Annotated in this window: 21 protein-coding genes; 9 read left to right on the forward strand and 12 right to left on the reverse strand. The window is 61.4% G+C overall.

The features are described from left to right. Nucleotides 1–2 precede the first annotated feature (2 nt). The 3 genes from NH448_RS16940 (at nt 3) to NH448_RS16950 (ending at nt 4,200) form a co-directional block, all read left to right on the forward strand. A complete protein-coding gene (locus NH448_RS16940) occupies nt 3–1,208 on the forward strand; it encodes an iron-containing alcohol dehydrogenase (RefSeq protein WP_045990946.1) in 1,206 nt (401 codons plus the stop codon). Next, entirely contained in the window at nt 1,205–2,398 is a 1,194-nt protein-coding gene (locus tag NH448_RS16945) for a mandelate racemase/muconate lactonizing enzyme family protein (RefSeq protein WP_231498532.1), read from the forward strand. Before NH448_RS16940 ends, NH448_RS16945 begins: the two co-directional genes overlap by 4 nt. A 167-nt stretch (nt 2,399–2,565) precedes the next feature. Next, a complete protein-coding gene (locus NH448_RS16950) occupies nt 2,566–4,200 on the forward strand; it encodes a BCCT family transporter (RefSeq protein ID WP_045990947.1) in 1,635 nt (544 codons plus the stop codon). A gap of 196 nt (nt 4,201–4,396) precedes the next feature. Here NH448_RS16950 and NH448_RS16955 read toward each other — a convergent pair whose 3' ends face one another. From NH448_RS16955 to NH448_RS16975, 5 genes are all read right to left on the reverse strand, one after another. Next, complete coding sequence (locus NH448_RS16955) at nt 4,397–4,765, reverse strand: tautomerase family protein (RefSeq protein WP_045990948.1); 369 nt, start codon at nt 4,763–4,765, stop codon at nt 4,397–4,399. Between the two features lie 81 nt (nt 4,766–4,846). Next, nucleotides 4,847–5,608: an enoyl-CoA hydratase-related protein gene (locus NH448_RS16960; protein WP_045990964.1), complete on the reverse strand. Its 762-nt coding sequence runs from the start codon at nt 5,606–5,608 to the stop codon at nt 4,847–4,849. 252 nt (nt 5,609–5,860) lie between these two features. Next, nucleotides 5,861–7,282: a CoA transferase gene (locus NH448_RS16965; RefSeq protein ID WP_083970165.1), complete on the reverse strand. Its 1,422-nt coding sequence runs from the start codon at nt 7,280–7,282 to the stop codon at nt 5,861–5,863. Then, a complete protein-coding gene (locus tag NH448_RS16970) occupies nt 7,282–7,428 on the reverse strand; it encodes a hypothetical protein (RefSeq protein WP_156088600.1) in 147 nt (48 codons plus the stop codon). Before NH448_RS16970 ends, NH448_RS16965 begins: the two co-directional genes overlap by 1 nt. A gap of 514 nt (nt 7,429–7,942) precedes the next feature. Further along, on the reverse strand, nt 7,943–9,637 hold the full coding sequence (locus NH448_RS16975) for a hypothetical protein (RefSeq protein WP_253029097.1): 1,695 nt from the start codon (nt 9,635–9,637) through the stop codon (nt 7,943–7,945). 381 nt (nt 9,638–10,018) lie between these two features. On the opposite strand from NH448_RS16975, the gene NH448_RS16980 reads away from it, so the two are divergent. Continuing rightward, complete coding sequence (locus NH448_RS16980; RefSeq protein WP_045990949.1) at nt 10,019–10,939, forward strand: LysR substrate-binding domain-containing protein; 921 nt, start codon at nt 10,019–10,021, stop codon at nt 10,937–10,939. 260 nt (nt 10,940–11,199) lie between these two features. Continuing rightward, a complete protein-coding gene (locus NH448_RS16985; RefSeq protein WP_045990950.1) occupies nt 11,200–11,634 on the forward strand; it encodes a hypothetical protein in 435 nt (144 codons plus the stop codon). A 122-nt stretch (nt 11,635–11,756) separates the two neighbouring features. Here NH448_RS16985 and NH448_RS16990 read toward each other — a convergent pair whose 3' ends face one another. The 6 genes from NH448_RS16990 to NH448_RS17015 form a co-directional block, all read right to left on the reverse strand. Next, nucleotides 11,757–12,425 (reverse strand): amino acid ABC transporter permease, encoded by a 669-nt coding sequence (locus tag NH448_RS16990; RefSeq protein WP_253029098.1) that lies wholly within the window; start codon nt 12,423–12,425, stop codon nt 11,757–11,759. Nucleotides 12,426–12,430: 5 nt separating this feature from the next. Beyond that, complete coding sequence (locus NH448_RS16995) at nt 12,431–13,171, reverse strand: amino acid ABC transporter ATP-binding protein (protein ID WP_157032932.1); 741 nt, start codon at nt 13,169–13,171, stop codon at nt 12,431–12,433. Between the two features lie 16 nt (nt 13,172–13,187). Further along, nucleotides 13,188–13,856, reverse strand: a complete 669-nt coding sequence (locus NH448_RS17000; RefSeq protein ID WP_045990953.1) for an amino acid ABC transporter permease — start codon at nt 13,854–13,856, stop codon at nt 13,188–13,190. A 67-nt stretch (nt 13,857–13,923) separates the two neighbouring features. Then, nucleotides 13,924–14,784 carry a transporter substrate-binding domain-containing protein gene (locus NH448_RS17005; protein ID WP_083970166.1) on the reverse strand — a complete coding sequence of 287 codons (861 nt, stop codon included), beginning with the start codon at nt 14,782–14,784 and terminating at the stop codon, nt 13,924–13,926. A gap of 282 nt (nt 14,785–15,066) precedes the next feature. Beyond that, a complete protein-coding gene (locus tag NH448_RS17010; RefSeq protein ID WP_253029099.1) occupies nt 15,067–16,263 on the reverse strand; it encodes an NAD(P)-binding domain-containing protein in 1,197 nt (398 codons plus the stop codon). Between the two features lie 87 nt (nt 16,264–16,350). Beyond that, a complete protein-coding gene (locus tag NH448_RS17015; RefSeq protein WP_253029100.1) occupies nt 16,351–16,896 on the reverse strand; it encodes a MarR family transcriptional regulator in 546 nt (181 codons plus the stop codon). A gap of 512 nt (nt 16,897–17,408) precedes the next feature. Here NH448_RS17015 and NH448_RS17020 point away from each other — a divergent pair. The 4 genes from NH448_RS17020 to NH448_RS17035 all read left to right on the forward strand — a co-directional run bounded on the left by NH448_RS17020 (nt 17,409) and on the right by NH448_RS17035 (nt 21,360). Next, on the forward strand, nt 17,409–17,603 hold the full coding sequence (locus NH448_RS17020; protein ID WP_253029101.1) for a hypothetical protein: 195 nt from the start codon (nt 17,409–17,411) through the stop codon (nt 17,601–17,603). 218 nt (nt 17,604–17,821) lie between these two features. Then, the gene (locus NH448_RS17025; protein ID WP_253029102.1) at nt 17,822–18,964 is read left to right on the forward strand and encodes a TauD/TfdA family dioxygenase; all 1,143 of its coding nucleotides are present in this window, start codon (nt 17,822–17,824) and stop codon (nt 18,962–18,964) included. Beyond that, nucleotides 18,965–19,552: an HD domain-containing protein gene (locus NH448_RS17030; protein WP_108131673.1), complete on the forward strand. Its 588-nt coding sequence runs from the start codon at nt 18,965–18,967 to the stop codon at nt 19,550–19,552. It begins immediately after the preceding gene. Nucleotides 19,553–19,722: 170 nt separating this feature from the next. Continuing rightward, nucleotides 19,723–21,360 (forward strand): BCCT family transporter, encoded by a 1,638-nt coding sequence (locus tag NH448_RS17035; RefSeq protein WP_181248556.1) that lies wholly within the window; start codon nt 19,723–19,725, stop codon nt 21,358–21,360. Nucleotides 21,361–21,531: 171 nt separating this feature from the next. Here the strand turns inward: NH448_RS17035 and NH448_RS17040 are convergent, their stop codons facing one another. Further along, nucleotides 21,532–22,470: a LysR substrate-binding domain-containing protein gene (locus NH448_RS17040; RefSeq protein ID WP_253029103.1), complete on the reverse strand. Its 939-nt coding sequence runs from the start codon at nt 22,468–22,470 to the stop codon at nt 21,532–21,534. Nucleotides 22,471–22,761 lie beyond the last annotated feature (291 nt).

Here is a 22,761-nt window from a genome sequence, read left to right on the forward strand (position 1 = left end):
GCATGCGACAGGACTACGCAAACGGCCGCCAGGCTCCCGTCTTCGCAGGCCCCGGCTGCCTATCTCGCCTCCCGGAACTGCGTCGACAGCACGCAGCCAAGCGCTACCTGCTGATTACCGACGCCGGACTCGAGGCCAGCGGTGTGCTCGCCCCCTTTGTGGCCGAACTGGAGCAGGATGCAGCGCTTAGCCGCTTCGTCGCTCCTCCTGGCGAGCCTACCGTGGCGACCGTCGACCAGGCGGCTCGGGTGGTCCGCGAGCTCGACGCTCCGCTGGTGATCGGCATCGGCGGCGGCACCGCACTGGACATCGCCAAGCTGGTGGCGGCTCTGGCGGGAAGCCCCGGACAAATGGATCAGTATCTGCTGGGCCGCAGCCCGTGGTGTGGCAGGGCACCGGCGGTGATGGTCCCCACCACCTCCGGAACCGGGAGTGAAGTCACCCGCACCTCGATACTGGCCGACGACACCGGACGCAAGATGTGGGCCTGGGGTGACGAGCTGCTGCCCGATGCCGTGCTGCTCGACCCGCGACTCACTTGCTCGCTGCCTGCCCCGCTGACCGCGGCGACGGGCCTGGACGCCTTCGTCCACGCCCTGGAGGCGACCACCGGCCGCAATCGCAACCGGCTGATCGAAAGCCAGGCACTGGCCGCCATTCGCCTGATTGGTGCCTCGTTGCCCGAGGCGGTGCATGACCCGCACAACCTCCAGGCTCGCCAACAGCTTCAGGAAGCCGCCTGCCTCGCCGGCATGGCCATCGACAACGGCGGCACCGGCATCGCCCACAACATCGGTCATGCCCTGGGCAGCCTCTACCATCTGCCCCACGGAGTGGCGGTGGCGATCGCCGTCGAGGCGACGCTTGGCTGGTCGGTCACCGGGCATGAAGCCATCTTCGCCCCCAGCGCCCATGCGCTGCTGCCTGGCAGCGGTGCCGAGGAGTTGCCGGCGCTGATCCGCGAACTCGCCGACGCCAGTGCCTTCGACCTGGCACTCGCGCCGTTTACCGGCGTCGAGATGGACGCCTCGCGATTGGCCGAGGAGATGCGCGACGAGGCCAACGCACCGATGGCCAACAACGCGGCACGCCGACCCGAAGGTGATGACTGGCAGACCCTGGCGGAACTCACCGTTACCAGCTTCCAGCGTCGCCGGCAGCGTCTGCAGCAGGGTTCGTCCGCCGAAGCGCAGGAGGCACTCGCATGACGACGCCGCGACTCAACGATATGCAGACCCCGCTCTTCACCGCCCCCGGCCAGGCGTGTCGAATTGCACGCATCGAGATCAGCCATCACCAGTTCGAGCTTGATCCCCCCTTTCCCGCAGCCTGGGACAGCCAACCGCGCCGTCGTTTCCCGGCGACCCTGGTGCGGGTGATCGACAGCGAAGGACGCGAAGGGATCGGCTCCGGGGATGTGATGTACGGCTTTGATGACTTTCGTCATCTGTTCATCGGCGAGGATCCACTCGATCTGGAGCGCCACGCTGGCGTGATCGATAACATCGGCTTCCACGCTGGCCGCTGCTGGCCCCTGGAGGTCGCCCTGTGGGACCTCGCCGGCAAGATCCTCGAGACCCCGGTCTGGCGCCTTATGGGCGGTGTCTCGAACCGTTTGCGTGCCTACGCCTCGAGCGGCACCCATCGTCCCCTCGACGAGGTGGTCGCTCTGGCAGAACAAGTGAAGGCGTCAGGCATTGCTGCCTTGAAGCTACGCTTCGGGCGTCCCCGTCTGGAAGAGGATCTGGCCGTGCTCGGCGCCGTTCGCAGTGCCGTCGGCGATGCACTGGAGCTGATGGTCGACTGCAACCAGGGATGGCGCATGCCCTGGGACGTCAAGGCACCCTGGCAGTTTTCCCAGGCGCTGGAAGTGGCCCGGGAGCTCGAGAACCAGGGCGTCTACTGGATGGAGGAACCTCTGTACCGCGGCGACTACGAGGGTATGGCCAGACTGAACGAGGCGACCTCGCTGCACATCGCCGGTGGCGAAATGACACGAGAACCCTACGAGTTCACTGAAATGCTGCGTCAGGGATGCCTCGATGTCTATCAGCCCGACGCCGTCTGCTCGGTGGGCATGCTGGGGTTGGCGCGCCTGGCCCGTCAGATCGTCGACGCCGGCAAGCTGTTCACGCCACATACCTGGGGCAACGGCATCGGCGTCATTGCCAACCTGCACCTGACCGCCGGTGCTGTCGGCCCGGCCGGCGCGCCCTATCTGGAGTATCCCTTCGACCCACCGGAATGGACACCGGAAAAGCGCGACTTCCCGCTGACAAGCCCACTACTGGCAGACAAGGAAGGATGGCTGACGCTGTCGGAGGCTCCCGGCCTCGGCCTTGACCTGGACGAAGAACGCCTGGCCGCCAACCGTGCCGACCAGGCCACCTACCAGTAGTTCGACCCACAGTCGTTCAACAAGGCTGGCACAGATCCAACTCGGCCGAGTTTGCACCACGCCGTCCTGCGTCGACGCCTGGCTTCCCCGCTCCACTGACTCTGGCAGGACGCCCCGTGGCGTCCTGCCAGGGCTTCGCCCTCGCCTCCACAATAAAAGGAGTCGCTATGTTCCATCGGATGCGACCTCTGGTCTTCTGGCCCCCCTTCATCCTGCTGATTCTGTCGCTCGCCGCCAGCATGCTCGATCTAGAGCGTTTTCTGGACGTCACCGGCGGCCTCAACAGCGCCATTCTCGACAACGTCGGCTGGCTGTTCTCCCTTACCTCACTGGTGATGGTGATGACTTGCCTGATCGTCTTCCTGTCCCCTCTGGGACGAACCCGGATCGGCGGCGAAAACGCCCTTCCCATCCTCTCGCCGTGGCGCTGGTTCTCGATCACCCTGTGCACCACGGTGGCGGTAGGCATCATGTTCTGGTCGACGGCCGAGCCGCTCTATCATCTGCATAACCCTCCGGCGTCGCTGGATATCACCGCCAATAGCCTGGATGCGACCCGCTTCTCGCTGTCGACCATGTTCCTGCACTGGTCGTTCACGCCCTATGCCATCTATACCGTTCCGGCAGTGATGTTCGCCATCGCCCACTACAACATGGGCAAGCCCTTCTCGCTGGGTTCCCTGTTCACCCCTATCCTGGGCGATCGCCTTATTGGTCGCCCCGGGCGCCTGCTGGATGCGCTGGCGCTGTTTGCACTGGTCTGTGGCATGGCGTCGTCACTCGGCACCGGCGCCATGACCCTGGCCGGTGGTGTCGACCGTTTCCTCGGCACGGGAACCGGGCCGCTGGCACTGGGCATCGTGACCCTGGCGATCGTGGCGGTGTTCACAGCCTCCGCCGCCAGCGGTCTGCAACGCGGTATCGCAATGCTGTCAGCCCTCAACGCTCGAGCCTTCTTCGCCTTCATGGCCTTCATCTTTCTGTTCGGGCCGACGCGTGACATCCTCGGTTACGGGGTGGAGTCCAGCGGTGCCTATCTCGGCCAGTTCATCGAAAAGAGTCTGTTTACCGGCGCCCTGGCCGATGACCCCTGGCCAAAGGACTGGAGCATCTTCTACTGGGCCAACTGGATGGCGTGGGCGCCCATCACGGCGCTGTTCCTCGGTCGCATTTCGCGAGGCTACACGGTGCGCCAATTCATGCTGATCAACCTGGTCGCCCCCGCACTGTTCGCCATTGCCTATGTTTCTGTCACCAGCGGCAGCATCCTGCACATGGATCTGAGCTCGGGCGGCAGCATGCATGCCCTGCTTCAGGAAAGCGGTCCCGGGGCCATGGTCTACGCGCTCCTCGACGAGCTGCCGCTGGGTGGGCTCAGCGCCATCGCCTTTCTGACAATTGCCTTTCTCTCCTACGTCACCGCCGCAGATTCCAACACCGAGGCCATCAGCCAGCTATGCAGCAACGACAGCCAGGCCGCCCTCGCCGGCGATGGCAACGATGACAATGCCAGCTACCGTCTTCCGCTGAAGATCCTGTGGGGCTGCACCATCGGTGCGGTCGCCTGGATCATGACCAGCTTCGTCGGCGTTGATGGCATCAAGATGCTGTCCAACCTGGGCGGCTTCCCGGCACTGCTGATCGTCATCCTGGCCACGGCGTCATTGCTGCGCCTGGTCAGTATGGGTACCGCTGGCGCAGGCATGGAACGCACCCCCTCGCGCACCTACTCACAGGAGGCCCACGAACGCTGGCAAAGACACCAGCAGCTCAACGAGGCCGTACCGCCCGATAACCAGTGAATCCTCTGTCCCGATTCTCAGGCAGGCCAAGGCAAGGCCTGCCCCATAAACTGAGAGCCTCGGCTCCCGCATCCTGTTCGCCAGGCAACCTCGATGCCGGGCGGCTCGCCCCTTCGCCGCCATCACGTCTTGGCTTTCTACGCCTAAAAAAATGGCCCGCTATTCGCGGGCCATGGTCGTCTCGGCGCGTCCGTCTTCAGGTTTCACAGAACTGCGCCACACCATCCCTGAATGACCAGTCGATGTCCTGGTTCTCGGTGATGGTGATCATGACGTTATGCGGGGGGATGCCGGGGTTTTCGGCAAGTGACTCGACGACCCTGGCGTAGAACGCCTTCTTGTCGGCGTCCGGACGGCCACTTCGCATCACCAGGTGCATCATGACGCGATCAGAATCACGCCGTTGCAACTGCAGGTTCTCCGGCTCGCACTCATTGATCACCTGGTAGCGATCGTCGTCGGGGAAGCCCATGGTATCGATGACGGCGGCGTTAACCTGATCCGCCACGGCCCTGACGTAGTCTCTCGACTTCCCTTTCACTAGATTGATCGTCACAAACGGCATCCACCCCTCCTGCCCCGGTCAATGATTGACGCTCTGTATTCGACGCTGTTGGTTGTCTTTCGTCGCGAGCTCGGCCGACGTCTAGCGATGGCGGAAGACCGGCGCACGCTTCTTGACGAAGGCATTCATGCCTTCCTTCTGCCCCTCGGTGGCAAAGGCCGCCTGGAACAGTAGACGCTCCTGGCGCAGGCCTTCCGCCAGCGGGGTCTCGAAGGCCGCGTTGACCGCTCGCTTGGCCATCTTGACGGCTGGCGCGTTGTAGCCTGCGATGGTGTGCGCCGCCTCGAGGGCAGTCTGCATCAGCTCATCCTTCGGCACGACTCGCGCCACCAGCCCGATCTCCTTGGCCTCCTGGGCGCCGATGTTGCGACCGGTCAGCACCAGGTCCATCGCCATCGCCTTGCCGACCGAACGTGCCAGTCGCTGGGAGCCACCGATGCCGGGCAGGATCCCCAGCTTGATCTCGGGTTGCCCGAACTGGGCGTCGTCGGAGGCGATGATCATGTCGCACAGCAGGGCCAGCTCGCAGCCGCCGCCCAGCGCAAAGCCGGCCACCGCAGCGATGATGGGCTTGGAAATCTGGCGCACCTCGTCCCAGGGGGCCAGGAAGTCATCCATGTAGAAATCGGTGAACGACTTCTCGGCCATCTCCTCGATATCGGCGCCGGCCGCGAAGGCTCTCGGGTTGCCGGTAATCACGATGGCACCGATGCCGGGGTCGGCGTCCAGCTCGCGCAGTACCGCTAGCGTTTCTTCCGCCAGTTGGCGATTGAGTGCGTTCAAGCTTTTCGGGCGATTCAGGATGATCAGCCCGACCCGTTCACGGCGTTCCACCACGATCATCTCTGGCTCACCGTTACCTGCCTCAAACGAAGCCTCGGAGGCAACATTCCGTGTTTGTTCTTCGACCTTCTTGTTCATCTCTTGTCTCCTGACGTTACCCGTAAACCAGCTACGTATCGGTTCGATACGCTCCCACCTGCGGCCGCAACCTCGCCTGGTCGTGATGCGACCTGACTGCGCCGCGCCACACCGGATATTCACGACCCGATATCGCCAAGCGGCGTACATCTGATGAAAAAACGCGTCTGACGACTATGGTTTTCCGACCCGCTTGCCCAGATCTCGAGCGGGTTCTTGACCCTGTTTGTCGGAGGCCGACTGGCCACCCTTTATCCGGGTGGCGGCGCTGCCACTCGCCTTGCGCGAGTCTTGCCTGGCCATCGCTGCTTGATCGCTCTGGGCTCCTTGACGTTGCCCCGAAGATGTCGCGCCGGCCTTGGCCGACCGCGCCTTGCCGGCTTGCCCTGGCGTGGAAGGCAGGCAATAGGAACCGTGACGCGCCATCAACTCATCGAGAATGGCCTGTCGATGTTGACCCAGGCCTGGCGCCACCAGCGGTGTGTCGCTGCCAAGGTCCACCCTGCCGGTCATCTTTATCGGGTTGCCCGCCGTCCTGAAGGGCTTCCCGGCGCTTCCCTGGACCTGGACGATCATGTTTCTCGCCTTCAACTGGGGATGATCGAGCAGTTTGTCGATGGTGTTGATCGGTGAGCAGGGAACGCCTTCCTCGTTGAGCAGGTCGACCCAGTGCTGCACGGGCCTGGTCGTCAGGATGCGCTCCATCTCCTCCACCAGCGCCGGGCGATTCTGGCAGCGAAGATCATTGGTGATGAACCGGGGATCGAAGGCCAGTCGCGAGGCGCCGATGGCATCGGCCATCAGCAGAAACAGGGTGTCGTTGCCGGCGGCGATGACCAGCTTGCCATCCTCGGCCTTGAAGCTTTCGAAAGGCGCCAGCGACGGGTGGCAATCACCGGTTCTATTCGGTACGACGCCTTCGATGTCGTAGCGTGCCAGCGCCGTTTCCATCATCGCCGCCTGGCAGTCCAGCATGCCGATATCGACACGGGTCCCCTGGGCGTCCTTGGTTCGGCTATACAGCGAAGAAATGATGCCCACCGCCGCAAACAGGGCCGCGCTCAGGTCGCCAAAGCTGGTACCGACTCGGGCCGGTTCACCGTCCGGCCAACCGGTCAGACTCATCACGCCGCCCATGGCCTGCACCACCATGTCGTAGCCTGGCAACTCGCTGAACGGGCCGGTGTGGCCGAAGCCTGAAATCGAGGAATAGATCAGGTGAGGATGGGTCTGGGCGAGGCGCTCCGGACCATAGCCAAGACGCTCCATGACCCCGGGTCTGAAGTTCTCCACCAGCACATCGGCCTCGTCCAGCAGGCGCTCCAGCAACTCGCGATCACGCGGCGACTTGATGTCCAGTACGATGCTTTCCTTGTTTCTATTGAAGCAACTGAAGTAGGCACTTTCGTTTTCGACAAAGGGGCCGAACTCTCGTGTGTCGTCACCGGTGCCGATCTTCTCGACCTTGATGACGCGGGCGCCAAGGTCCGCCAGGACCATGGTGCAGTAGGGCCCTGCAAGCACCCGCGAGAAGTCCAGTACCGTCACGCCGTCCAGAGGCCCTTTCTTTGGTTCGTCCAGTGGTGTGTTGGCCATCAACTTGTCTCCTGTGTTGTTGTATCGAGCGCCAGCGTCAGCTGGCGACTGGCCACACCGGAGGCACGGTGGCAGGCGTGCTGATGGCCCGGAGAGGCACGTTCACCGATCTGGCCAGCGACGAGATGGGAAGCGATAGCGGTCATGGGGATCGGCCCTTTATAAAATTTGTTTAATCTGCACCGAGGGAATCGACCCTTGGTGGGGCTCCTTCTTGGTTATGCCCCAGAATATGGTGACTACAGACCAGTACAATTCAGTTATTCGCAATCCAGATATAAGTTTTGAAAATATCAAAACCCGCTAAGTGAGAACCCGATACGGTACTCACCGCCCGAGGCGCGCCATCATCACGATGGTGTGCCCAGCCGATCGATATCACGACGGCATCTTCCGCTGGTGAACATGTCCTGGCGTTGCATCTAAAGTTGAAGCCACAAACAACGACGCCCGGGGGACCGGGCGGTATTGGGCGTGCACGGGTTGGGGATGGTGTTCGAGCGCCGTTGCCTGGCCATCGGGGTGCAGGGGGCGGACAACTACCGCAAGGGGCTTGCCGTGGGGGCTGTCGAGCAGGCCGATGTGTCTTCATGGCCTGAAAACGGACGCGGACGGTCTGAGGAATCGCTTTCAGGCCCCAGCCGCGCCCTGTTGCAGATCTTAAATCGCCTGCCATGCCTCCGGCAGTTCCACATACCCACTCACTGCCGATCCGACAAAGGAGGCGGCAGCCTCGAGTCCGGCCAGCGCCATGGCGCCACCATGCCAACCGAAGATGCCTTCGCCCGAGGCACGAGAAGATTCAGCGCTGAAGGAAGCCTCGTCATCGAACAGGTCACCAAGGTGAAGGGCGTCATCACGGGCCCCGGCCGAGGAGACGCTATCGCCGGCATCGGCAAGCGCGACCTCTTCCCTCGACCACTCGCCGCCTTGGCCGTCCTGAGGTGCATCGACGAAGGCAATATCGCGATCGAACCAATCGAATCGAAACTCGTCTTCCAGACGATCGTCTTCGATAACGTAGCGCAGGCCGGGACCGGCACCGCGAAAGCCGCCGCCGTACTCGAACTCGATGCGCTCGATGCCGCCCGCCAGGGTCAGGGAATCATGGCCGGACACGCCAATCCGTCCATCATCCAGCCGGTAGACCTCGTAGTCGTCCGCCTCTCCCTCGAATAACAGGGTGTCGGTGCCCTGCCCCCCTTCGACCTGGTTGGTGCCGGTCGAGACCCGGATCTGGTCGTCTCCAGCAAAGCCTTCGATGTAATCATCGGACGCGCCGTCACGCAGCAGGTCGTCAAAGACACTGCCGACAATAAAGGCCGGCGCGCCAGCGTGATTGGATGTCGGCGAGTCGATATCGCCCACCCAGTGTATCGCGCGCCCAGCGGCACCAAGCGAGGACACCACCACTACGCTGTCCTGACTCATCAGCTCATAAAACGATGAGGAGACAATGCGCGCGACCGCGTCCGATGTGATGCCACCGAGATGCGCGCCCCAGGCGAAAGGGTTCAGCCCGCTGTCGCTGGCTAACAGCCAGGGTGACTTGCTGTAGACAGCATCGAACAGCACCAGATTGTCCACGGAGCTTGAGTAGTTCTCATCGTTGTTTTCCAGAAAGCCATCGAAGCCCTCGAGCGCCGACTTCAGATCCTCGTGGTCACCGACGAAACGATGGATGACGTCGTTCTCGAAACCGATATTGAGCACGTTGTCGGCTTCGAAGATCAGCGGTGACGCATGGCCAAGATAGTGACTGTCAGCGAAGAACCCACCCGCCAACTGATCCGAGAAGCGCGCCTGAATATTGGCCAGCGCTCCACCCAGGCTGTAGCCGGTAATGATGGCGTCATCACCCTCAAGCCCATGCTGGTCCATGAACGACGCCACCCCGGACAGCACGGGTGCCATGGTCTTCGCGATCTCCTTACCGGAATTCAGAAAGGAGTAGTCGACGATATCTACCGGGGCATTGGTACCGGCATAGGACACGCTGACGCGGCTGATGTTGCCCAGGGCGTCCTGCTCGGCCAGGACCTTGAGCTGGGGGCCACGGGAGACATTGCCGAGCAAGGGGCTCTGAAGCGTGATGTAGCCATCGACGTCCACCAGAGAGGATGGCAACCCCAGTTCGCTGGCCGAGACTTCTCGCCAGCCTCCCGGTAGGCCACTGGTGACCTGATTGGCTGAAAAGGTCCCCGGTCCTGCGATGTTGTCCAGGGTCACCAGCATCTGCCCGAGGGGAAGCCCGAGCGCACGGTCTGTCTGCGAGTAGGTCGCCAGCGCATGCGAGGTGACGGCGAGCTCGGCAGAGGCCGACGAGTCAAGCCCGGAGATCGTAAAAAGTGGCATAGAACATCCTCACCTGTGAACTTCAGCACAAGAAAAGACAACAGCCTAGCCCAGTTTCTACGCTTTCCGACCCCATCATTGCTTCACCGACTTTTCAGGCAAAGCAGCTGCGATAAAGCGTCGAAAAAAGAAGCGATATGGAAAGAAGATTCCTCCCATCCATCTTGTATTTTACGAGCTATCAAGACGATGAGTTTTACCGGACCACCATGCCGGAACCAGTGTCGATCGCTGCGTAGATGTGCCCGAACGGTGCCCTGGCAATGGCCTGAAAAACATCTGGCCGGCCATTGCTGGCGTATATCTGCAGCCGGTATCGGCCTCAACGGTAGTGCCTCGACTGCGGTAGAATGGCGTTTTTTACGCTGGAGCCAGCGTTCGATGAAGGCCCGTCATCTCCCCTCGACCACCACGCTTCAGTGTTTCGAAGCCGCCGCCCGGCACCTGAGTTTCACCCGGGCGGCGGATGAGCTGAGCATCACCCAGAGCGCCATCAGCAAGCAGGTGGCCCAGCTCGAGGACTACCTGCAGCACAAGCTCTTCCGTCGACTCAGGCGCACCCTGGTGCTGACGCCGGAAGGCTCGCTGTACCTGACCGAGGTGCGCAAGATCCTGGCCCACCTCGAGATGTCGGCCAACGCCATCATGACCTACAGCGGCCACGGTGACGTGCTCAAGGTGGCCACGCTTCCCACCTTCGGCACGCGCTGGCTGTCGTTGCAGCTACCGGCCTTCTTCGAGGCTCACCCCGGTATCACCCTGCACCTGTCCGACCGCGTGGAGACCTTCGATCTGGAAAACGAAGGCATCGACGTAGCGATCTTCCACGGCCACGGCAGCTGGCCCAACCTCGAGTGTCACAAGCTGTTCGAGGAAGAAGTCATGGCGGTCGGCGCACCCGGCTATCTGGCGCGCCAGCGCATCGACAGCCCCGCCGATCTGGCCAACTGCCGGCTGCTGCACCTGTCGACCCGCCCCGACGCGTGGCACCGCTGGTTCGACGAACAGGGCATTCGCACCGATCGCAGCTACCACGGCATCCGCTTCGAGACCTTTCAGACGCTGATTCGCACGGTCATGGCCGGCGGCGGCCTTGCCCTGATTCCACGCTTCATGATCGACCATGAACTGGAAGCCGGCGCCCTAGTCCCCGCCTGGCCCACCCTGTTGCGCGGTCCCAACGCCTACTACCTGGTCTATCCCGAGCACCTGGGAGAGCTCGCCAAGGTGCGCCAGTTCGTCGACCACCTCAAAGGCTGCGCCGCGCCACAGGCCCCGTCCGAGCAGGCCCGGTCAAAGTAGCCCCCCGCGAGTAGTCCCCGTCCGGGCTAGCTCCGCCCGAGTAAGCCCCATCCGAGTAAGCCCCGTCCGAGCAGCTACCAGGGGCGTCGCCGGCTGAGACCCTCCGTTTTCGGTGGCTCGGCACATGGCCTGGCCCCTTCGCTGCTCCTGCACGAAAAGTTTTCTTCTGGTTGTAAGGTCCCGCTTTCAGATGCGACACAGCCTCCCACGGCGCTCGCCCATCGAGCGCCACCCCCTAGAAGACGACCAAGGAAGCTCAGATGCACACTGAAGGAAACGAGATGGCGGGCCTCAAGGGCGGGCTGCTGGCGATGCGTATCGGCATCTTTCTGGTACTGCTGGTCTGGACCCTGAGCAAGTTCATCAACCCAAGCCAGGGTAGCGGGATCATGGACAAGTACTTCGGCATCGCCGGCGTCGGCACCGCCGTCGTGGTGGCGCTAGGTGTGCTCGAACTGGTGCTGATCCTGGCCTTCGTCAGCGGCAGCTTCAAGCGCATAAGCTATGGTGGCGTGCTGCTGGTACACGGCGTCTCGACGCTGGTGACCATCCCGGCGATGGTGACCGATCCCTTCGGCCATATGCTGTTCTTCGCCGCCCTGCCGATGCTGGCCGCCTGCTACACCCTCTATCGACTGCGCGACCACGACACCCTGCTGACCCTGGAACGCCCGGCGCCCCTCGCCACCGCCTGAGGCGACGTCGCCAGAACAGACGCGCCCCCGATGAGCAACCACTTGCTCACCGGGGGCGCTTGATGTAGCGACTTCGGTAGCTCACTACTGGTCCACTGCGAGGCTCCAGACGCCTCTCGGGCTCACTGAGTGGTCACCCCAGGCACCCAGGTCTTCCGCTCGACCCAGCCAAGCAGGCTTGCCACACTGGACGTCAGCACAAGATAGATGATCCCCGCCCAAAGAAACACGTGGAAAAAGTCCAATGTTCGCGAGCCGATATCCTGAGCAATTGCAGTAATCTCAACCACGCCTATGGTATAGGCAATGGAAGTGAACTTGAGCTCGATGATCGCTTCGTTGGACCACTGAGGTATCACCCGCCGTAACGCCTGCGGCAACATGACGTGTCGGATAGCCTGCCATTTGATCATCCCGCACGCCCTTGCGGCGGTCAATTGCCCTGAAGGCACCGACAGGATCGAACCACGAAAGTACTCAGCCTGGTAGGCGGCACTGTTCAAGGTGATGGCGATCACCGCGGAGGTGAAAGCATCAAAGACAATGCCTACGTGGGGGAGACCCAGATAAATAAAGAACATCTGGACCAGCATCGGCGTCCCGCGAAAAAGCTCTATATATGCGGTACTGATCCAGTACCAGACTCGCCCGCCGTAGACACGCGCCCAACACAGCGCAAGCCCGAGAAAGAAACCGAGCGTGATCGCAATCGCCCAGAGGGCGAGGGTGATCGGAACCCCTGTGAGGAGTTGCGGCAGCCACTCAAGGCCAAAGCTCAAAAAATCCATCATAGCGCTCACCCATGCTCTGCGATGACGTTGAGGAAAGCCCTGGTGCGCTCATTCTCTGCGCCTGTGAACAGGGTCTGCGGGTCACCCTGCTCAACGATATAGCCCTTCTCCATAAAGATGATCTCGTCGGCAGCCTGACGTGCAAAACTCATCTCGTGAGTTACCACGACCATCGTCATCCCGTCACTGGCGAGTTGCTGCATGACTTTGACCACTTCCCCCGTCAACTCCGGGTCCAACGCTGATGTAGGTTCATCAAACAGCAGCACGTCAGGGTCCATCGCCAGCGCCCTTGCAATAGACACACGCTGCTGCTGACCACCCGAGAGTTCTGCCGGATAAGCATCTGCCCTGTCCGACAACCCCACTCGCTCCAACTCCTCGTAGGCGCGACGAGTCGCCTTATTTCGCTCGACTCCATTTACCCTGATTTGGCAAATTCGTACGTTGTCCAAGACGGTGAGATGGGAGAACAGGTTAAAATCCTGGAAAACAAAGCCGATCCGCGCCCGCATCTTGTCGATATTACTGTCGGTGACTTCTTCTCCCTTGAGGTAGACCTTGCCATCGTCGGGGTTAGTGAGATGGTTGATACTTCGCAAAAGCGTACTTTTTCCTGATCCGGATGGACCAATAAGAACTTTTGTTTCACCCCGATGAAGAGAAAAGCTGATACCTTTCAGGACCTCTACACCGCCATAGCTTTTCTTCACACCTTTTACATCGAGAACCAGATCGCTGTCCATAACATTATCTCTCATCTTATTTTTCGAACCCCGGAACCGACAATTTCCTTTCAAAAGCATAAAGGGCACTATTCCCGGCTCTATTTAGAATAAAATAGAGAAGGGCGACTACCGCAAATACGATGAGGACGTTTCCTTGGGTACTGGTAATTATATAGTGAGCTTGACGCGTCAGTTCGACAACACCGATCACGTACGCCAGCGACGTTTCCTTTATCTGAGATGAAAACTCGTTTGTCCAAGGCCCTATTGCATGTCGTATGGCTTGAGGTAAAACGATATATGCAATCGCCTTGGAACTAGACATTCCCATCGCCCTTGCAGCCAGCATCTGGCCCTCAGGAACAGACTGGAAGGCACTACGAAAAATCTGAGATTGATAAGCAGCAGACCTTAGCCCCATTGCCAAAACTGCTGCAGCGAAAGCGGAGATATCGTATACCCCAGATAATCCATAGAAAAAAATGAACAGCATTATAATGATTGGAATACCACGAAAAATTCGCTCGTAGACGATCAGCGGCCACTGAACAAAACGAGAACGTGGCCCGTACAGCTGTATCAAGCATATAGCTAGGCCAAGAAATAAACCTATAACCAAAAGACAGAACAAGAGGGCAATCGCGACCCCCAGCCCTTTCAAAAGAAAGGGAAAGTCTCTAATAAGTACATCATAGATATCCATGACATCGGCCCCGATGAAAAAAGGCGCTTCCGGTCGAGGAAGCGCCTACAGCAATATAACGCCAGATTTATTCGTTTCCGAGCTCGGGAAGTCCACTCACCGGCTTGTCATAGGTATCTACGAAATCCGGCATATGGCCAGGAATGGCAGGCGCCACAACCCCGGGGATATAGCTGCTTACGATTTCCTGCCACTCACCAGAGTCATAAATATTCATGATACCCTGGTTCAACTTTCCAAGGACCTCCTGCGGATCATCCTTGGTGACAGCCAGCGCCAAAGGAGCACGAATATAGATCTTGCCAGCCATCTTTACCGGTCGGCCAGAGTTGATATATTCCTGAGCCGACGTATCGTCCACGATGACCGATGAAATCCTGCCGATCGCCATGTCATCGACAGCGGTCACATAGCTGTCGTACTTGGAGAGAGAAACGTCAACATCGCTATTGTTGATAACGTTCTCTTCCATCCATGCCTGCTGGGACGAACCACCTTGAACGCCGACACTAGCGCCACAGCAGACTGCCGTAAAGACATTGGCGTCAGAGTCTTCAGGAACCAACACAACATCGTTGGTTTCCCACCAGGGTATACTGAAATCGATGGCCTCTGCCCGCTCCTCTGTCACAGTCAGCCCAGTCGCCAATATATCAATCTTTTGAGCCGCCAGCGCTGGAATCAGAGAAGGGAACGGCATGTCCTGAAATTCAATCTCAAAGCCTTGATCTTCAGCGATAGCACTCATCGCATCGATGGCAATGCCTTTGAACTCACCACTTTCTACATATGCCCAAGGCGGAAAGGAGGCTTCAATACCCACCGTATATGGGTCTTGAGCCAATGCCGTCGAGGAAATTCCCGTTCCTGCAAGACCCACTGCTGCTAGAGCAAAATAGGTGACCCAGGATGGCTTCTTGTTATTCATAATTGCCTCATATTGTCTAACGAATTTATCGATTAACCAATTCAATATGGTGGCTATAAAGGCCGCATGTCAAGCCAGCGACCTTTCGTTAAAAATGAGTTTATGCATTATCGCGAATAAAACAAAAAAACCTTTGCTCTCCCGCTAAATACAGAAAAAATCCATACTCATTGCTGCTCCGACAAAAAAAATGGCAGGCTGGCGCTCCTTGCCATCTTCTTGGGCACTCACCCACGGTGACAGCCATACCCCGGAGCAGTTCACCATCCGGCATGCCCCGCCCTACTCTCGCTGTGCCGCTCTTTCCGCCAGCGTTGCCACCACCGAGCGCACCTGTTCGTAACCGGTCCTCAACAGGAAGGTGGGGGCACGGCCGTAGCTCTTGATGCCCAGGATATACAGCCCCTGCTCCGGATGGCGGAGCTCCTCGGCGCCGTGGGAGGGTACCGAGCCACAGCTGTGGACGTTGGGATCGATCAACGGCGCCAGACGAACCGGACTCTGGGTGGCCGGATCCAGCTCGAGGCGAAGCTCGGACAACAGCGACAGATCCGGCCGGAAGCCGGTAGCGACGATGACCTCGTCTACCGGCGGCAGGCTCTGACCTTCCCCGTGGATGAGCAGACCATCGGCCCCCTCCTCAAGTCGCTCGATCCTGACCCCGGGATAGGCCTCGATCCTGCCATCGCTCACCAGGCGCTGAACCTCCAGCCCGAGCCGACCACGTTCCTCGAGAGGATCGTCGGCACACCCGCAGAACATCCTGGCCAGTGAATCACCACGGATCGCCCACAGCACCCTGGTATCCGGGGCTGCCTCGCCAAGCTCGGCCAGATCGCGGAGTAGATTGAAGGCCGAATGCCCGGCGCCGACCACCAGCACACGACGGTTGGCGTAGCGATCGCGCCCCTCCTTCAGCACCGCCGGCAGACCGTAGGTCACTCGCTGTGCCCATCGCGCTTCCCCTAGCGCTGGCATGCCGTGGGCCCCCATCCAGTTGGGCTGGCCGAAGGTACCGGAGGCGTCGATGACCGCATCGGCCAAAAGGTCGCGCTCGCCATCGGGGGCTTCGATCCTCAGGACGAACGGCGCCTCGAAGCGCCCCTTGTCCTTCAGCACATCGATCCCGGACCGACTCACGCCCACAACTCTACTTTGCAGGTGTACGCGGTCTCGGAGCTCAGGCAAGTTCGCCAGCGGCTCCAGATAGTGCTCCACAAGCTCCTGGCCGGTCGGGCATGCATTGCCGCCTGGTGGCTGCCAACCCCAAGCCTTCAACAGTGCGGCAGCGTCATGATCAAGATTGCATTCCCAGGGCGTAAACATTCGCACATGCCCCCACTGCCGCAGATGCTCACCGACGCCCGTACCCGCTTCGATGACTACCGGATCGAGTCCATGCGCTAGCGCATGGGCGCAGGCGGCGAGCCCGATGGGGCCACCTCCGATAATCGCGATCCTGCCGCTTGTCTGATTCATCTATCGCTCCTTCAATGAGTGGCATCTAGGCGGGAGTGCCTCGAACCCGACATAAGTTGTTAGTACCAACGATATGGGCAAAAAAACTCAGGTCTCGTCCTCGACAGCACTCAGGGTCCCAGGCCCCGGACCACAGCGCCGTTGCGCGGACTGGGTCAACTGCTGTATCAGGGTCAGCGCCGCCTGACGCATATCCGGGGTGAGTCCTTCGAGCATCGCCCGCTCTTCAGCGATCAGGTCGGCGCGTATCGTCTGGTACAGCGCTTCTCCCTGCACCGTGGGGCGAATCAGTGCGGCACGTCGATCTACTGGATCAGCAACCCGGTCGACATGTCCCTTGCGTACCAGGGCGTCCACCACGCGACTCGCCGTGCTCTTGTCCAGGTACATTTCGCTTGCCAGCCCCTGCAGGCGCAATGGCCCTTGATGGACCAGGGTCTCCAGGGCATAGCACTGGGCCACCGAGAGGTCATAGCCGCAGATGCGATCGCGATCTCGAAACTGGTGGACCCGAATCAGCTGATTGAGTGCGTCATAGAGCGCTCGAGCATCCCGATCGAGGTTCTCACCGCTCGGGAGGTCGAGAGGGTTGTTGCTATCGCTTTGGTTGTCGCTATCGCTTTGGAGAGGCATCGTGTCTCAGGCAGTTTAGTTGGTATCTGCAACGTAAATGACGGCCCTGCGTGGGTCAAGCCGCTCTCTTGCCCCTCCTTCTCCCCTTTTCTTCACACCGGGCGCCTGTTGCCGGTCCTGCGCCCCCCGGGCCGAGCTACGCACTGATGATTCGATAGCTCCGCGCCTTCGGCGAGCGGCATCGCCATATAGAAGGGAACGAGAGAACGCTCAAGCAAGCTGCTACGACCTCATTGACAGCCGGTCACCTGCGGGATAGGTTGAGGTCTGCGCCGATTTGAATCTCAGCTTGCGGGCGCTTTAAAAAATGCAGCTAAAGCGACGCCAGAGGCCCGCTTTAGCTATTGCTGAGCGGGTTTTTTGTTGCCCGAACACTTTTTATTACCGAACAACGTAACGCCGCCGATTTAAGCACCAACTTGCGGGCGGAATACAAGTGCAGCTAAAGCGGCGTGCGACTCCTAACCCCTGGGTCGGCGCTTGCCGACTCACAAGGGGACCAGGAGACAGACATGACCACTTCCACCCGCCCTGCTCGCAGCCTCACCACCTCTTCCAAGCCGTCCGCCCAACTCAAGACACTGTGTCTGACACAGGACGATCTGGTGCGCGCGGAATTTCGCAACGACGTGATTCTTGCGGGTCTCGACAGCCGCTTACGCCACCCCTCGACACCGGATAACACTCGCGACAACTGGCGGCCGTAGAGAGCTGTCGCCTGGAGCCAAATCCAGGTTAGCTTGACGGCCACGAACCCATCTGTGCGTATTACAGCGTCTCCCTCAGGCGTCCGGTACTGCCGGGCGCTTTGCCATCACGGGTATAAAGAAAATGCATGGTGGAGGATAAGCCAGCGCCTCTACTCCGTCGCCGGGAGATGGCTCAGCATGCGCGCCGAACGCTTGCCAGACACCGGAGACCCGCGATGCGAAAGCCAACCTCCCGCCCTGAGTTCGTCATCCAAGAACAGCCCCCGGCCATCGTTGTCATCGACGGCCAGCAGTCCCGCGAAATCAGCCCGCTGTGGCTGCGCGAACGCACCCAGGCGCCGGATCAACTGGAGCCGATGACCCAGCAACGGCTGTTCGACTCCCATGCTATCGACGCGAATCTGGCGCTGACCCAGGCGACCCAGGTCGATGAGCAGCAGGTGGCGCTGGCCTTCAGCGACGGCCATCGCGAGACCTACGACCTGCGCGTCCTGGCCGAGGAACTCGGTGAGAGCGAGCTGTTTCCGGCCGCCGAACCCTGGGACGCCTCGCTCGATCAGAACAAGGTGCGCTTTGACTGGACCCAGGTGCTTGACGACCCCGACGTCTTTCGCGAGTCACTGGATGCCTATCTACGCTACGGCTATCTGGTGCTTTACAAGGTACCCACCGACCCGGAACGCATCCTTCAGGTCGGCAGCCACTATGGCTACGTCAAGGAAACCAACTTCGGTCGCTATTTCGAGGTCTATTCACGCCCCAGCGGCAATGACCTAGCCTATCGCAGCGTGGCGCTTGGTCCCCACACCGACAACCCCTACCGCAACCCGGTGCCGGGTATCCAGCTGCTGCACTGTCTGGTCAACGAGACCAGCGGCGGCCTGTCCACCCTGGTCGACAGCCTCAAGGTTCTCGAGCGGCTACGCCAGGAGACCCCCGAGGGCTACGAGCTACTGAAACATACCCCGGTACGCTTTCGCTTCGTCGACGCCGGCACCCAGCTGGTGACCCAGCGCACCATGATCCAGACCGATGACGACGGTCGCCCCACCGGCGTTCACTACAGCCCGCGCCTGGATGGCCTGCCTCTGCTCTCCGACGCCGAGACACGGCTGTTCCACCGCGCCCGCCAGCGCCTTGGCGAGCTGTTTGCCGACCCGACCTACGAGGTACGCTTCGCGCTCGGCGCCGGCGAACTGATGCTGTTCGACAACAGTCGCGTACTACACGGCCGCACCAGCTATGACAGCAACGAAGGACAGCGCCACCTGCAGGGTTGCTACCTGGATACCGACGGCCCGCGGGAGCGCTTCGCCAGTCTCTTGAAGCAACATGCGTCCATCGAGGAGGTCGCCTGAATGGAAAAGGTCACGTTTCGCCAGATGAAGGACGGGACTCGGGAGGAATACGTCTTTCTCGAGCAACTCGAAGATAACTTCAACCAGGGGTTGGTCGACCGCCTGCTGGACGCGCTGCGCCGACTCGAGAACAGCCTGAGCGGCTACCAGGTGACGCGCCTGGAACACTCGCTGCAGTCGGCGGCACGGGCCGAAGCCGACGGTGCCGACGAGGACATGATCGTGGCCGCGCTGCTGCACGATCTCGGTGACGACCTGGCGCCCTACAACCACTCCCAGCTAGCCGCCGCCATCATCCGGCCCTATGTGCGCGCCGAAGTGACCTGGGTGATCCATCACCACGGACTGTTCCAAAAAGTGTACTATGCGCACCACTTCGGAGAGGATCCGCACGAACGCGATCGCTACCGGGACCATCCCTGGTACCAGAGTTGCGTGAACTTCTGTGAACGCTACGATCAGGCGGCGTTCGATCCGGACTATCCGACGCCACCACTGGAACACTTCGAGCCCATGCTGCGGCGCATCTTCGCTCGCCAGCCCTTCGATCCGGAGGTGATCGGCGAGGAGCATCCGCTGGAGCCATGAGCCACAGGTCTGACGCGGCGGCTCGCCCCGAGCCGCCGCGCCGACAAGGCCGCTCACGGTAGCGGCAGCGGGATCGCCGGCCCGAGGTCCGGCTCAAGAGGACACAGACTATCGCTACTCCAGAATCATCTTCCCCGGGGTCTCCCCCCGACGACAATCCCCACGCGGTAATGGGCACCGACTACAAGGTGACCGAACTCGAACAACGCGGCCCCTTCCAGGGCATGCACCGCGGCATGACGATCACGTCAGGGGCGCTGATCCTGCTCTTCGTACTGTTCACCGGTCTCAGTTCCGACACCGCCGCCGTGGTCTTCGGCACCGCACGCGCCTGGATCGAGGGCACCTTCAGCGGCTACTACCTGGTGACCGTGGTCGCCCTGCTGGTGGTCTGCGCCTTTATCGTCTGCAGTCGCTACGGCAGCATCCGCCTGGGCACCGACGACAGCCGACCGGAGTTCAGCAACTTCGCCTGGTTCTCGATGCTGTTCTCCGCCGGCATCGGTATCGGCATCCTGTTCTTCGGTGTCGCCGAGCCGATCTTCTATCTCGATAATACCGACTCCTTCGGCTACCCCAACAACCCCCACGCAGACATGGCCGGGGCCACCGCCATCGGGCATGAGCGCGCCATCGACGCGCTGCGGGTGACGGTCTTCCATTGGGGGCTGCACGGCTGGGCGATCTACGTCATCGTCGGCATGTCGCTGGCCTACTTCGCCTACCGCAAGGGCCTGCCGCTGGCGTTAAGATCGGCGCTTTACCCCTTTATCGGCGATCGCATCTTCGGGCCCGCCGGGCATCTGTTCGACATCTTCGGCGTGCTGGGCTGCGTGTTTGGTGTGGCCACCTCGCTGGGACTCGGCGTCAGCCAGATGGGCGTGGGACTGGAAAAGCTGTTCGGCATCGACGATGGCCTGCCGACCCAACTGGTGCTGATCGCGGTGATCTCGACGCTGTCGATCATCTCGGTAGTCAGCGGCGTGCAGAAGGGCATCCGCATCATCTCGGTGCTCAACATCTGGGTATCCGCAGTCGTGATCGGCATCTTCCTGTTCGGCGGGCCGACCCTGTGGCTGATCCAGACCTTCGGCGAAACGCTGGCGGACTACGCCACCGAGGTCATTCCCATGGGCCTGTGGTACGCCGAGCAATCCGGTACCAGCGAATGGCAGCAGGCCTGGACCATCTTCTACTGGGGCTGGTGGCTCGCCTGGGCTCCCTTCGTCGGGCTGTTCATCGCGCGCATCTCCAAGGGCCGCACCCTGCGCGAATTCGTCCTCGGTGTGCTGCTGGTACCGACGCTGCTGGCCTTTGTCTGGCTGGTCATCTTCGGCGGTAACGCCATCCACCAGGAGCTGAACGCCGCCGGTGGCGCCGGCACTGCCGGCATCATGGAGATGGTGCGCGCCTGGGATCTGCCGTCTGCGCTGTTCGCCACCGCGGACGGGATCGTCGGCTCCGGCGTCTTCGGCTGGGTGCTGTCGGCCATGATGGTGTTCCTGCTGATGAGCTGGTTCATAACCTCATCCGACTCCGGCACCCTGGTGCTGACCACCATCCTGTCGCTGGGCGATGACGATCCGCCCAAGCTGTTCCGCGTCTTCTGGGGTGTGGTGATCGGCCTGGTGGCCGCCGTGCTGCTGGTGGTCGGTGGGCTTTCCGCCCTGCAGACCGCCCTGATCGCTGCCGCCCTGCCGGTCAGCGTGGTCATCCTGGTCATGACCCTCGGCGTGCTGCTCTCGTTGTTCCGCGAACCCGGCGATCCCTATCGCCAAGGCTTCCGACTGCGCCCGCGCCGGCGCTGACAGGCCGCCCCGTGCCCACATCGGGCACGGGGTCCTGTGCCCCGTCCCTCTCGATCCTCGTCACCTCTCTTCCTCTCTGCACCTTTGCCATCACCATGGCGAACGCATCCACGCCCAACGCATGCCCTGCTTTTCGTCAGTGCGTCTTATCTACCCCGATCTGGCGCCCCCTCAGCGCAACCGCCCCGGGTCTCCCGAGGTGGCACCCTCGCCACGATGCACCGCGTCCAGCAGCCAGTCCCTGACCGGCTCCGTGACCGCGCTGCGCTGGTGCTTGACGCTCAGCCAGTAGCCATAGTCTTCCCGCGTGACCTGCGGTCCCAGGGCAGTGAGCTGGCCGGTGACCAGATACTCCTCGACCAGATTCGACCAGCCCAGCGCCACGCCCTGATGCGCCAGCGCCGCGTTCAGCAACAGCGCGTAGTTGTGGTAGGCGAAGATATCCTCCGCCGGGGGTGGAGAGAGCCCCGCATGGCGGCACCACTGGGCCCAGTCGAGCCAGCGCGGATTCCTGATGTCCTGGTGCAACAGCGAGAGCCGTGACAGGTCCTGTGCCGACAGGGGGCCGGATAGCCCATGTGCCTGCGCGTAGTCAGGGCTGCACACCGGAAAGACCGCCTCCCGGGCCACTAGCCGTCCTTCTTCCTGGGGCAGATAAGGCCCGAAACGAATCGCGATGTCGGCGGCCAGCAGCTGCGGATCGTCCGAGCGGTCGATCGGCATCAGGTGAAAGCTGAAGTCGGGAAAGGCCCGCTTGAGCGCCGGTAGCCGAGGCAACAGCCACAGGTGGGTAAAACCCGCATCGGCTGCGATGACGACCGTTGGCGCTGGCCCCTGGCCGTGGCGCACGAAGCGATCACAGGTGTCTCTGAGGGTGGTGAGACTCGGCGCCATCTCGCGGTAGAAGCGCTCGCCCTCGACGGTCAGGCTCAGCCGGCCGCCGTGCCGGTCGAACAGTACCAACCCCAGGTATTCCTCCAGCCCCCGGATTCGCTGGGAGATGGTCGGCTGGGTGGTTCGCTCGGCCTCCGCGGCGGCGGTCATGGAGCCGAGCCGGGCCGTGGCCTCAAAGGCGATCAGCGACTTCATGGAAGCGGGGTTGGGGTTCATAGGCAGAAGATGTGATGGGCCGGGTAGTTTGCAGGGATGCCCCTGGGGTGACAGACAGCGGCAGACAACGGCAGATAGCACCAGCCATCCAGTGCAAGGCAGGCGGTTGGCGAGCGCGCCGCGAAGGGTGCGGTGATCTGAAGGGGATATGGTGAGGGAACCGGCAGGAAGATGCCAGGCAAGAGGGGCGCTCGGCCAAGTACCACCTGGCCGAGCGTTTGGCATGGGGAAGACGGGTGAACAGCGCTCGATACCGCACCACCACACGGGTGGCGCGGTATCATTCAGCCG

Origin of the sequence: Halomonas sp. OfavH-34-E, assembly GCF_024124525.1 — a bacterium.
GTDB classification, from domain to species: Bacteria; Pseudomonadota; Gammaproteobacteria; order Pseudomonadales; family Halomonadaceae; genus Halomonas; species Halomonas litopenaei.